General features: G+C 43.4%; 9 protein-coding genes. 8 read left to right on the top strand and 1 reads right to left on the bottom strand.

Features of this window, described 5'->3' with window-relative positions; all coding sequences use genetic code 11:
- Positions 1 to 52 precede the first annotated feature (52 nt).
- The 7 genes from ACSLBF_RS17650 (at position 53) to ACSLBF_RS17620 (ending at position 11892) form a co-directional block, all read left to right on the top strand.
- A complete protein-coding gene (locus tag ACSLBF_RS17650; RefSeq protein ID WP_440056705.1) occupies positions 53 to 1741 on the top strand; it encodes a di-heme oxidoreductase family protein in 1689 nt (562 codons plus the stop codon).
- Positions 1741 to 3132: a di-heme oxidoreductase family protein gene (locus ACSLBF_RS17645; protein ID WP_440056704.1), complete on the top strand. Its 1392-nt coding sequence runs from the start codon at positions 1741 to 1743 to the stop codon at positions 3130 to 3132. Before ACSLBF_RS17650 ends, ACSLBF_RS17645 begins: the two co-directional genes overlap by 1 nt.
- A gap of 11 nt (positions 3133 to 3143) precedes the next feature.
- Entirely contained in the window at positions 3144 to 4448 is a 1305-nt protein-coding gene (locus ACSLBF_RS17640) for an imelysin family protein (RefSeq protein WP_440056703.1), read from the top strand.
- 4 nt (positions 4449 to 4452) lie between these two features.
- Complete coding sequence (locus tag ACSLBF_RS17635; protein ID WP_440056702.1) at positions 4453 to 5562, top strand: DUF1513 domain-containing protein; 1110 nt, start codon at positions 4453 to 4455, stop codon at positions 5560 to 5562.
- 430 nt (positions 5563 to 5992) lie between these two features.
- On the top strand, positions 5993 to 8173 hold the full coding sequence (locus ACSLBF_RS17630; protein ID WP_440056701.1) for a M4 family metallopeptidase: 2181 nt from the start codon (positions 5993 to 5995) through the stop codon (positions 8171 to 8173).
- A 115-nt stretch (positions 8174 to 8288) separates the two neighbouring features.
- A complete protein-coding gene (locus ACSLBF_RS17625; RefSeq protein ID WP_440056700.1) occupies positions 8289 to 10130 on the top strand; it encodes a M28 family metallopeptidase in 1842 nt (613 codons plus the stop codon).
- A gap of 349 nt (positions 10131 to 10479) precedes the next feature.
- The gene (locus tag ACSLBF_RS17620) at positions 10480 to 11892 is read left to right on the top strand and encodes a coniferyl aldehyde dehydrogenase (RefSeq protein ID WP_440056699.1); all 1413 of its coding nucleotides are present in this window, start codon (positions 10480 to 10482) and stop codon (positions 11890 to 11892) included.
- A 40-nt stretch (positions 11893 to 11932) separates the two neighbouring features.
- Here the strand turns inward: ACSLBF_RS17620 and ACSLBF_RS17615 are convergent, their stop codons facing one another.
- Positions 11933 to 12670, bottom strand: a complete 738-nt coding sequence (locus tag ACSLBF_RS17615) for a tetratricopeptide repeat protein (RefSeq protein ID WP_440057051.1) — start codon at positions 12668 to 12670, stop codon at positions 11933 to 11935.
- Positions 12671 to 12810: 140 nt separating this feature from the next.
- On the opposite strand from ACSLBF_RS17615, the gene ACSLBF_RS17610 reads away from it, so the two are divergent.
- Positions 12811 to 13593 carry a DUF6279 family lipoprotein gene (locus ACSLBF_RS17610; RefSeq protein WP_440056698.1) on the top strand — a complete coding sequence of 261 codons (783 nt, stop codon included), beginning with the start codon at positions 12811 to 12813 and terminating at the stop codon, positions 13591 to 13593.
- Positions 13594 to 13596 lie beyond the last annotated feature (3 nt).

The following is a 13596-nucleotide window of genomic DNA, read 5'->3' as shown; positions in this document are numbered from 1 at the left end:
GCTCTGCCATTTTCAGTTTGGCTTGAATATTTCAAGCTAAAGGGGCACTGAAATGAAAAAATCCATCATATTACTATTTCCTTTATTACTGAGCGCCTGTGGCGGTTCGGGTGGCAGCACGTCAGAAACCAGCAAAACAACTACTGACAATACCGATAAAGAAACAACCACGCCAACGGCAACTAATCATGCTTTTGCGTTTGATACTTTAGATGGCCAAAGTCCGCTATTAGTTGACCAACCTGATGAGCAAGAGCATTTGTCTGCGGGTCAAGCTACCACATCACAAATTAATGAGAATGCCTTTGGTCAGGCATTACCCGCAATAGTCAGTACACCAAAATTGGATGCGGTGTTTAAAGCTGGCGATCATATTTTTAGAAGCAATCACGATGGTCAAGGGCCAATTTTTAATCAAACGAGTTGTCAAGGATGTCACTTGAAAGATGGTCGAGGTGAGTTACCGGCAACCATCGATGAAACCATGACTAGCACATTTTTCCGTGTTGGAACGAGTGAAGCTGCCATTGAGCCGACTTATGGTGATCAGCTACAGGTATTTGGGACCGCACTGAATGGTCAAGGTGGTTTGCTGGCGAAATATCAAGGGGCAGTCATGGAAGGTGTTGCTTATGGAGAAGCAAAAACCTGGATCGAATATGACACGATAGAAGGCGAATTTGCTGATGGGGAACGTTACACACTAAGACAGCCTATTTATAAGGCCAGCGACCTATCTTATGGTGATTTTGTCGAAAATGTCCGTTTCTCTGCTCGTGTATCACCTCATGTTTTTGGCTCAGGGCTATTAGAAAGTATTCCAGAAGAACAGATTTTAGCCCATCAAGATGAGCAAGATAGCAATAAAGACGGGATCTCAGGTAGAGCCGCATTTACTCACCACCCATTAACCGGTGAAAAGCAACTCGCGAGGTTTGGTTATAAAGCGGTAACGGCAACTGTGTTACAGCAGATCACCGGCGCATATCGGGGTGACATGGGCGTAACTACAAGTGTTACACCAAAAGAAGTATGCACCGAAGCGCAAGCGGCTTGTATTGAACAGGCAAACACCGAACAAGATAAGTACCATGATGGGGTGGATCTTAACGATGTGGATTTGGCCCAAGTTGAGTTTTACAACCGTACATTGGCTGTACCCAAACGCCGCGGTTATGACGAAAATACCCAAAGTTGGGACCCGCAAATACTGAACGGGAGAGCAGAGTTTTTCGCTGCCAATTGCCATAGTTGTCATGTGCCTAGATTTAAAACAGGCGAAGCAGTCGGAAGTCACTTAGGTGACGTTGATTTGATCTCACTGCAAAATTCCAGAACCAATATCACGGCACTTGAGCAGCAAGTAATTTATCCTTTTAGCGATTTGTTATTACATGATATGGGTGGTAGTTGTCAGGTTTTCCGAGAACTTAAAACTGGCGAGGCATGTGATGGTAGCAGCGGCAACGCCTGTCTGTACGTTCAGCGTTGTACGGGGCTTGCGGATGGTAGACCGGAAGGTGAAGCAACAGGAACTGAATGGAAGACTCCACCACTTTGGGGGTTGGGGTTAGTGAATCGTGTTAATCAAAGAGCAACTTTCTTGCATGATGGCCGCGCTAGAAATATACAAGAAGCGATCCTCTGGCACGCAGGAGAAGCCGAAGCTGCAAAACAGCATTTTGTAAACTTACCAAAACAAAAGCGACAAGCCCTACTTGCGTTCTTGGGTAGCTTGTAATGTTATCTAGTGTTTTGGCATTGACTACGGTGGCCGCGTTAAGCGGCCAAGCTGTGCCTGATATATCCTCAAAGGAACGCTTTCCAGCAGGCGATGCGACGGCGAGCAAGCTCAACAAAAGGACCTTTATTGAGCCAGTTGGTAACGTAAACACGATGGCTTTGCTGGATTTTTGGAATGGCTTTTCATTTTTCCGCGACCCTTGGGTTGCAGCGCCAGCCATCACCACAGATCGTGATGGACTTGGCCCACTGTACAATGCTCGATCATGTAAAGCATGCCACTTAGATGGCGGACGTGGCAAATTACCTAAACAGGGACAGGCTGCAACGCCTGCGTTATTGTTCCGGTTTTTACCTTTGGAAAATAATCTAAATACCAGTCCTTTTGGTGGACAATTGCAGCCGTTTGCGGTCCGTTTGAGTCACTCAGAATTGATTAAGCAATCTCAAGGGGAAGGGAATTTTATCGTTAGCTATCAATTTATTGATGGTCAGTTTGATGATGGTACCCGTTATCAGCTGCGCAAACCGAGCTACCAATATCAGGGAGAGTTCGGCAAAGCACTCGCCAATGCAAGGGTTGGCGTATCAGCTCGCTACGCACCTGCAATTTATGGCATGGGGTTACTGGATGCGATAGACCAAGATAGCTTGCTGAGCATGCAAGATCCTGAAGACGAAAATGGCGACGGTGTTTCGGCGCGCTATAACCTCGTGAAAAATGTGCAAAATGGAGCACTTGAAGTAGGTCGTTTTGGTTTTAAAGGGCTCCATCCAACCCTAGAGCAGCAGATCGCAGCCGCATTTGTAAACGATATAGGTATCACCAACCATTTATTTACAAAAGAAAATTGCTTAGACCATCAACTAGGTTGCCAGCAAGCAGCGAAGTTTTCTGCAGGTTTAGACATACCGAAAAAACTACATGATCTCACGCTATACATGAGCCAGTTGGTCACCGTACCTCCTGTAAGAGATCTTGATTCAGCAACCGCCCAGCAAGGTCGTCGTTTGTTTTATCAATTAAATTGCCATAGCTGTCATACCCCAACTCTTACCACATCACCGAGATATCCAATTAAAGCGCTGGCTGGACAGGAAATTTGGCCCTATTCGGATTTAGCACTTCACGATATGGGTGAAGGCTTAGCCGACGAGGGTTATGAAAATCTGGCTTCTGGCCGGGAATGGCGAACTGCGCCGTTGTGGGGAATTGGTATGCAACTGCGGGTGCAAGGCTATCAAGCCTATTTACACGATGGTCGGGCGAGAAGCATAGAAGAAGCCATTTTGTGGCATGGCGGTGAGGCCGCTTCACATCAACAAGCATACAAGTCTTTGAATAAAGCTCAGCGTGATGTACTGCTTTATTTTCTAAATCAAATTTAAGTGAGTAAATAATGACATTACTATCTAAGAATGGATTAGCAATAATTTTGGCATTACTTTCAACTGGTTTGGTCACAGGTTGTGGCGGTGGTTCTGGAAGTGATAACAAAGAACAACAACAGAAAGTAGACAATAAAGATGAATCTGGAACAGGTACCGAAGAGGGAGAGGGGACTGATAACGATGACGATACGACCACCGGAACTTCTAACGACGCTGATGATAAAGACGAAAATGACGATGGTGAAGACAACGGTACGGAAGACGAAGAGGGGCAAGATGATAGTGAGCCTCTGAGCGATCAGGATGCCAAAGCCAAAGTGCTTGAATCGGTCGCCGAGCAGATCATAATACCGCGCTATCAGTCATTCAACGACGCAACTTCGTCTTTGTTAGAGGCCACAACGTCGTTATGTGAAAAGTCTCAAGTCACAGAGCTTGATTTAGTCGCGGTTAAAAAAGAATGGTTAAAAACCAACTTACGTTGGCAATGGATCCGCACCACGAAGTTTGGTCCTTTGGCAGACAGTTATGACTATTCCAGGATTCAATTTTGGCCTACCAGTAATACCCTAATCGTCAATGGTGTCGAAACGACGCTGCAAGACAATTATGACTTTAAACTGGGGTTTGGTGATTATAAACACCAAATTCAAGGGCTACCTGCATTTGAATATTTACTATTCAATCAGGAACAAGACACCGCGTTTTTAACCGCTGAAAATCAACCTCAACGCTGCCAATATATGACGGCAATTGCTAAAAACCTCGTTGAGATCTCAAGCCGAGTCACCGATAAATGGCAAACCAGCTTTAAGGCTGACTTTATTAATGGAGCTGGTGATTTTAGTAACCATCAGGACGTAATTGATGAACTATTCAAATATTGGTTTGAATACTTAGAGTCGATCACTGACGACAAGCTCAATAAACCTTTAGGCATTTCCGCCCCAGGTAAAGTTGCACTGATAGAGTCTGGTTTTGCACAAGTGAGTTTGATGAATATTGAACAAAACCTCCAAGCGTTGTACGAGCTTTACAGTGCCAATAACGATTACGGGTTTGACAATTATCTAATTGACGTTAAGCAAAGAATCGATGTCCATAATCAGATCAAGGTTCAATTTGAAAATGTATTTAGCAAGTTGCAACCAATAAAGTCAAAATCGCTGGCAGAGCTACTTGAGACTGACGAAAGTCGTAATGCGATTAAAGAAGTAGTGCAAAGTCTGGATGAGCTACGTGCTGTAATGAGCAGTGATTTTGTGCAAATCATGGAAATTCAAACAGGCTTTAATACCAACGATGGGGATTAATCGCGTGCAACTTAGTCGGCGAAGTTTTTGTAAAGCGACACTGGCGATGGGAGCAGGAACGTTGATGTTATCAACGCTTTCTGCTTGTTCGGTTGGCTCCGGGAAACAACGCTACGCCAGTGCTTATACAAGTAACTCAGGAAAGCATCATGTTTCTTGGTTTGACATTGAAGGTCATGTTCAAGGCGATATACAGATCCCTCAGCGAGCACATGATTTGGCGTTTGCGGCGGATGATGGACTTCTGATCGCGTTTGCCAGACGCCCAGGCGATGAACTGTACTTGATTAACGTTGACGAAGGGTTGTTGCAAAAAGTGGTTAAAGCACGGCCTAAGCATCATTTTTATGGCCATGGCGTGGTGGATAAAAGTCGTAAGCTATTGTTTACTTCTGAAAACTATTTTGATGACAGCCTTAAAGCGCATCATGGCAAGGTGGTTGTCAGAAAGCTGAGTGATATGTCTATTATCAATGAATTCAACTCAGGCGGTATAGGTCCTCATCAAATTGCATTACTGTCAGATGGCGAAACCTTAGTGGTGGCCAATGGTGGGATCCATACCCATCCAAGTATGGATAGAAGAAAACTCAATGTTGACTCTATGCAGCCAAACTTGACTTATTTAGATACGCGAAGCGGCGCGGTTAAACGGGTAGTTACACCCCCTCATCATCAGCTGAGCACGCGTCACCTTTGTGTGAGTGCGGATGATACTGTTTACGTTGGTTGTCAGTTTCAAGGACCAGAAGCACTGCAGTTTCCACTGATATATAAAGATCACATTAGCCAAAATAATGGTTTGATGGCTTTGCAGGCTACAGAAACGCAATGGCGAGCTTTCTCTCAATACACTGCGAGTTTGAGCTTCAATGAACGTCTTCAAAAGCTGGCTGTAACATCACCCAGAGGTGGCATTGTAAGTATTTGGGATGGAATAAATAACAGCTTGCAGTCTCTATACTCACTTGATGATACCGCAGGGTTAGCCGTGACTAACGATGGGTTTATCGCTACTGATGGGCAAGGTGGGATCACAATAGCAGAGCAAAAGCTGAGTAACATAGTTCGAGTTCCATGTCATTGGGATAACCATTTACTCAATTTGGTTTAATCACCCACTTTATTCATTGAGTTAGTCCAGATTCTTTTTGCTCCTGGCGTGTTTCAGATTGTTGGTTCACGCTAGGGTACCCCCTCTCAAATGTGTTTACATTTGTTCGTATATATCAAAAATGCATAAAAATATTACCTCATAATGAAAAATGCAATTTGGATAGTGACTTCTAATTGTTAATTTTTGTATCAATAAATTTACATTTAACTTTTTGTGGCTGGTTTATTTAACGTTGTTTGATTTTTATCCAATTGATAGGTATTGATAAATTTTGAATTATTAAAAATAGGTTCTTAAAAAGTTAATAAGTTGTTTTGTTTTGCGTTTTAAGCCTACGCTGAGTAATGCATATAGGGCGGAGCGTTGTTCGTCGTATGCCTCCTGTAGTTGAAGGAGTTAATTAAAAATAATACTAGGAGCGTAAAACGTGAAAATATCTACAGTCGCATTGGCAACAGCCTCTGCAATTGCTTTAGTCTCATTTGGTGCGCAAGCAGCCAAAAAAGAATTTTTAAACCATAAAACTGATTTGAACCAAGTGTTAGTCAATGGTTCAAAAGCAGATTTGAAAGCGAATCCTCATAAGGTGCTTGGCTTGGAAGCGGGTAGTAGCCTCAAGCCGCTAACCAGTATCCAAAATAAAAAAGGCCAAGTAACAAAACGCTATCAGCAAATGTATCAAGGTGTTCCTATTATCGGTGACACGGTGATCCTGACTTTTAGAGATAGCGGAGAAATGCGCAGAGCGCACGGCGCAGCGGTATATAACATTGCACAAGACATTCCGTCTGTGGTGCCTAAACTGAACATCAAACAAGCGATGATGTCAATTGAACAGTCAATCGACCAAGCAAAAAAAGCACTGCCAAAACAAAACAAACAGTCGCGTTTAGCGATATGGTTAGATCAAGGTCAAAAAGCGCACTTGGTCTATGAGATCAGCTATGTCACTTATGGTGACAACCCTGAACGTCCTTACATCATTATTGATGCTAACACTGGGGAAATTTTAGATCAGTTCGATAATCTACAACACGCAGACGCAACGGGCCCGGGTGGTAACCAAAAAACCGGTAAATACTACTACGGGACGGACTACGATCCGCTAGACGTTAGTCAGTCTGGCAGCACATGTACGATGAACAATGCTAATGTCAAAACCATCAACTTAAATCACAGCTCTAGCGGCTCTACGGCATTTAGCTTCACTTGCCCAGAAAATTTAACTAAAGAAATCAACGGGGCATACTCACCACTAAATGATGCACACTATTTCGGTGGTGTTGTCTTCAACATGTATAACGATTGGCTGGGTGCGGCACCTCTGTCTTTCCAATTAAAAATGCGCGTTCACTATAGCAACAACTATGAAAATGCGTTTTGGGATGGTAGTGCAATGACTTTTGGTGATGGAGCAACACGCTTTTATCCACTGGTCAGCTTGGATGTTTCTGCTCACGAAGTAAGCCATGGATTCACAGAACAAAATTCTGGTTTGATTTATCGCTACAGATCAGGTGGTCTAAATGAGGCTTTCTCTGATATGGCGGGTGAGGCTGCTGAATTTTACATGAAAGGGACGAATGACTGGTTAGTTGGTCAGGATATCTTTAAGTCCGAGGGTGCATTACGTTATATGAATGACCCGACAAAAGACGGTCGCTCAATAGATCACCAATCAGACTATACCAATAGCATGGATGTGCATCATACATCTGGTGTATTCAATAAGGCGTTTTACAATCTTGCGACAACCACGGGTTGGGACACTAAAAAAGCCTTCATTGTCATGGCGAAAGCCAATCAGCTTTATTGGACTGCGAACACCGACTGGGATACCGCTGGTAATGGTGTAATGGATGCGGCGTGTGACTTGAACTACAGCCATGAAGATGTTCAAGCTGCATTGGCTGCGGTGGGCGTTAACTCAAACTTGAGTTCTGGTACTGACTGCGGTGGCGATCCAGGTAACGGTGATGATGTTGTGCTAACAAATGGTGAACCGGTTACTGGCATTTCAGGCGCATCGAAAGCACAGTTATTCTATGTTCTTGACGTTCCGGCTTCTGCATCAAGTGTAACCTTTGAAACCAACGGTGGAAGTGGCGATGCGGATCTATATGTTAAGTTTGGTTCTCGTCCTTCACTAAGCAGTTACGAATGTAAGAGCACATCATCAACTAGCAGTGAAACTTGTACTATCAGTAACGCTCAAGCTGGTAAATACTACGTGATGGTAGAAGCATGGAACGCAATCTCAGGAGTAACCTTGGTTGGTACACATAATGGTGATGGTACAGGTACTCAACCTATCGACAGAACAGAAACTGATATTAGCGTAGCTCGTGGTGAGTGGGCAAGATTTACTCAGGCTCTAAATGGCGACTATAGCAAACTGGAAGTCACGATTTCTGGAGGCTCTGGTGACGCCGATTTATACGTAAACTTTGGTTCTGAATCAACCACTTCTCAATACGAATGTCGCCCTTATAAGAGTGGCAATAGTGAAACTTGTACTATCACTAATCCACAGTCAGGCACATGGCATATCGATCTTAGAGGTTATTACGCATCCAGCGGAGTAACACTAAACATTAAGGCAAATTGATAATCCATCAATGTTTAAGGGGGCAATAGCTCCCTTATTTTTTGTCGTTAGACCAATTTGCATAGTTAACAGCTAGTGCGGATTGGCATTACTAATTATCAAGCAAGGATACAACATGAAATACGCAATAAACCTACTTTGCGCTGCTGTGCTGATAAATACCACTGCTCAAGCTAACGTGGTGGATGACGATGTTTGGATCAGCATTGATGCAACGGCCGGTAACCATTATCAAATGCAGCAAGCCACCAAAGGGGAGAGCTTTGATAAGGTTGACGCTGGACTTGGTGTTCAGCTTTTAAAGCTGAGTGAAAAGAAACACGCTGAACTCAGTGAGTTTATGCATGACAATTACCATCGGTGTGGCGGATTTGTGGCCCACCACTCACTGAGTGAAGCAAAGCAATATGTTGCACAATTGGCGCAAGCTTCAACTAATTCTGCGCTAGTCTCATATTCAATCGACAATGGAGCACGGGTAAATAGTCTACTGTCTAGAGTAAGTACGACAAGTATGGAAAGTACGGTAAGTTCACTGACCGGTTTCTATAACCGTTATTACACTGCGCAAACTGGCGTTGATGCATCTTCATGGATCAAACAGCGCTGGTCAGATATTGCGCAATCTCGTACTGATATCAATGTCGAATTTTTTAACCATAGTTGGCAGCAGCCGTCGGTGGTCGCAACTATTCAAGGCGCTGAGCTTAGCAATGAAATCGTCATTATTGGTGGTCACTTAGATTCAATTAACGTACGTAATAGAAGTGGGGTCGCACCAGGAGCAGATGACAATGCATCCGGGATTTCTGTTCTTACTGAAGCACTTAAAGCCATTGTCGAGGATGGTTACAAACCAAAAAGAACCATTCATATAATGGGCTTTGCTGCCGAAGAAGTCGGCTTAAGAGGCTCAAAAGACATTGCCGAAACCTACAAATCACAAGGGAAAAATGTGGTCGGTATGGTGCAGTTTGATATGACCGGAAACCAGGGGAGTAACCTTGATATTGTAATGATGACAGATTACACCAATTCGGCACAAAACCAGTTCTTGTCACAACTACTCGATACTTATATGCCAGAGATAAATTATGGTTTCGATCAATGTGGCTATGGCTGCTCTGATCATGCTTCTTGGTATCAACAGGGTTTCCCTGCATCCATGCCATTTGAGTCAAGAATGTCTGATGCTAATCGCAGGATCCACACACCTGATGATACTGTATATAATGTGCAACACGCGCAGAAGTTTGCAAAATTGTCTGTCGCTTTCTTAGCGGAAATGGCGAAAAATGCGGGTGATGACGACCCAGATCCAGACCCGGGTAATAAACTTGAAAATGGCGTAACTAAAACGGGGATTTTTGGTGCGGCTAAATCGCAGAGCTTCTTTACTCTGGAAGTACCTCAGGGGGCAAAAACGTTAAAATTTTGGACAGCTGGTGGTACTGGAGATGCTGATCTCTACGTTAAATTTGGCAGTAAACCGAGTCTGAATGATTATGACTGTAACAGCACAACTTCAACGAGCGATGAAAACTGTGTCATCGACCCAATTCAAGTTGGTACTTACCATGTTATGGTTGAAGCATGGAATCAAATTTCTGGCGTGTCTCTAACCGGTCAATATACCGAAGATACAACCGGCCCTACTCCTATCAATGTGACTCATGACGGTATTTCAGTCGCTCGCGGCGAATGGCAACATTTTTCTCAGTCGCTTAGTGCCGGATATAATGAGTTAAAAGTGACTATTTCCGGTGGCTCCGGAGATGGTGATCTCTATTTGAACCTTGATTCTGAGCCGACAACTAGCACTTGGCGTTGTCGACCTTATAAAAGTGGCAATCAAGAAGTTTGCACGGTATCAGCGCCAGAAGCGGGTACTTGGTATATGAGCGTAAGGGGTTATCAGGCATCAAGTAATATCACCATGACTATAACTGCTAACTAGCGATTGAGTTTTGTTCAGGTTTTAAAGGTTATCGGTAACGTAAACCTTGACTAAACCTGAACAAATACTAGCTTTTAGAGGTTGCCATTCTCCACAGGCTGTGAATACTCACTGGCAACGAGGAAGTACACAGCCTGCTTTCAATTAATAGCCTCAGCAAAGACGTCCATAAAAAGCGCTTTTTTCCTATATTAATTCTAGTTGTCGCTATCGTATGCAATTCAAACATAAAAACGCGTAGCTACTAGAGTGATGTTTTCGATATTTTTGCCCTCAGGTTAAATCTTTTCTGGATGGACCAGTTATCTCATACTTGCTATATTTTGCGCATGGGTGGAGGAGCCAGCTTATGATTGAAAATACCGTTACGGAATTACACGCGCAGTTTACAACATTCAAAACCTTATTTTTGCAAAACCCCACGCCTAACGCGGATGATCGTTGTGCATTATTAGACAAGCTTAGAATTGACATATTGTCACGCCAGGATGAATTTGTCTCAGCAGCAACAAAAGACTTTGGCTATCGAAGTGAATACGACACATTAATAGCTGACGTGATGCCTTGTATTTCTCATATCCGTTACCTTCGAAACAACCTAAAAAACTGGCTGAAACCACAGTCTCGCTTTAGTGGCTGGTCGCTGTTACCAACAACAGCAAGAGTTGAAATTCAGCCGAAAGGAGTGGTTGGTGTGATTGCTCCTTGGAATTATCCTATTCAACTAGCGATTGTCCCTGTGGTCACAGCGTTGGCCGCTGGTAACAAAGTACTCCTTAAACTTAGTGAATATACTCCTGAAGTAAACAGTGTAATACGAAAGCTGTTCAGCCCTTATAGAGAGCAAGTGGCTGTATTTGAAGGTGAAACTAAGTTGGCTGAAGCTTTTTCATTACTACCGTTTGATCATCTGTTTTTTACTGGTTCAACGCAAGTCGGGCGACAAGTGATGATTTCAGCAGCTAAAAACCTAACACCGGTGACGCTTGAGCTAGGTGGAAAATCACCCGTTATCGTTACCGAAAAAGCCGATCTAGACAAAGCGGCGATGAGCATACTAATGGGCAAGTTAACCAATGCTGGCCAAATTTGTGTTGCGCCCGATTATGTTCTAGTTCATGAAAGCGTCAAGCAAGCGTTAGTCGAACGTTTGAAAAAGTACTATCACTCAGTTTACCTACGTCATGTGGGACTAGATCACCAAACTTGGATAATTAATGACAGACAGTTGTCGCGACTTCAGGGTTTAGTGCAAGATGCTCAGGATAAAAATGCGACGATTTGGTGCGCTCAGACAAGTGAGCATGAAAGGTGTTTGCCGCTGCACATAATTACTGACATTGATGATTCGATGACGGTGATGCAAGAAGAGATCTTTGGTCCGTTACTCCCTGTGAAGTCAGTATCGTCCAGTGACGCTGCACAGGACTATGTGAATAGTAGGCCTTCACCGCTAGCTTGTTATGTGTTTTCTGAGGATAAAGCAGAAATATCGCAACTAAGTAAAAAACTCAGATGTGGAACCATGGCGATTAATGAAACACTACTGCAAGTCGCTTGTGAATCCCTGCCATTTGGCGGTTTTGGAGAATCTGGCATGGGGCAATATCACGGTAAAGAGGGATTTGTTACTTTGAGTCATCAAAGGCCCATTTTACAGTCAGGCAATACGACTTGGCGCAACAAGCTGTTGTTGGCGCAGTCGAGTTTATTAATGAAACCGCTCAAGTGGTTGTTTCTCCCAAAATCAAAACAGCGTTAATCGAGTTTAACGCTGTTTATCTATTCTCGTGTTCTATATTTTACGATTTTGGTCCAGAAGTTCTGGTTTCTGCAATATACTCACCTGCTTGAATGCGGTTATAGATATCGTTGGCAAGGTTTTTAGCTCGCTCGATTTGCGAAGCGGAGAGTTGTTTTTCATCAAGTAACCGGCTCTTAGTTGCATCTGCATGGCCATTAAATTCAGCCAAAGTGTTCCATACATAAGATTTCTCGATGTTTTTAGGCACCCCTAACCCTTGAAAGTACATCAGTGCAAGATTGAACATTGCCAAAGTATAATTATTGGCCGCAGCTTTTTCATACCAGTTTAACGCGCGGCGGTAATCTTGCGGCATCCCATCGCCGTTAGCGTACATAACGCCAACGTTAAACTGCGCGGCTGGGAGGTTTTTCTTAGCTGCTTGTAGCATTAAATCTGCGTATTTTTGTTTGTCTTGTAATACACCACGCCCTTCGTCATACATTACCGCAAGAGAAAACATCGCATCGGCATCACCTAATTTAACAGCCTTGGAAAATAGCTCTGCTGCTTTCTTTTGATTTTTTGCCACGCCATTACCATTTTCATAGAGCAAACCTAGTTGATAAATGCCAGGGGCATAATTCATGTCTGCTAAATAATTAAACTCTCGAACAGCTTCTTCAAAACGACCTGCATTTGCGGCTTCAATACCCTCTTCCAGCCCCGCAAAAGCAGTAGGCGCCAGGCTTAATGTGATAACAGTGGCGACCACTTTAGTATACTTGCTCAACATCATAGATCTCCTTTAGGCAACTATGTCTTTGATTCTGATTATAGTTTAATTGTAGTCAGATGCTTTTACAAAGTAGATTGTGCGCTATTTTTGCTTTTCTGCGTATTATGTTACGTAACATCAAATAACAAGGAGCCTCGATGAAAAAGTATTTTGTGATCACAATCTTGTTATTGCTGGTCGGATGCAGTCAACGACTTGCCTATAACAATTTGGGGTGGTTGGCGAGTTATTACGTTTCTGACTACGTAGAGTTAACATCGGCTCAGGAAGAAAAATTGCAGCAAGATGTCGATGATTTAGTGTTGTGGCATAAAGAAACCCAGTTACCGCAATATCAATCAGCCTTAACTGAACTACAAGCAAATTGGCCGGACTATAGCGCAGAAGAAATCGTGGCAAAAATGCAAACCATCAGAGGTTTTTGGTATACATTGATTGAGCGTGCTTACCCAAAAATTGTGTCTCATTTGCAGGACTTGTCGGCTGCGCAACGTCAGACATTGATTAGCAACATTACTGAGCGGATGAATGACGATAGAAATGATGATGACGTGCTGCAGCGCTATGAACGTTGGCTTGGAGCGCTTACGGCTGAACAAGAAGCCCTGATCACAACCTATAACCAATCCGGTGAGTTTTCTCGTCAAGTATGGAAGGCGCATCAGCAAACTCGTATGGAATTGTTCGAAAGGGCAATGAGCATTCAATCGCATGGAGAGCTGTCGAGTTTATTAGGTAACGTGATAGTGACGCATCACGACGCATTGCCAGAGCGTATTAAGCAAATTCAAAGTAATAGAATCAGGGAATTTGCTCAATTAGTCGTGTCATTGCGCGCTACTATGACCAATAAACAAATTGTACATTTTAACGATGAATTAAAAGACATTGAGACGCTACTAGCCGATTTACTCAGCTAGTAG

Source organism: Pseudoalteromonas sp. T1lg65 (assembly GCF_051930985.1).
GTDB lineage: Bacteria > Pseudomonadota > Gammaproteobacteria > Enterobacterales > Alteromonadaceae > Pseudoalteromonas.
Note: the sequence above shows the minus strand (reverse complement) of the source record. Positions and strands in the feature narration are given on the sequence as shown.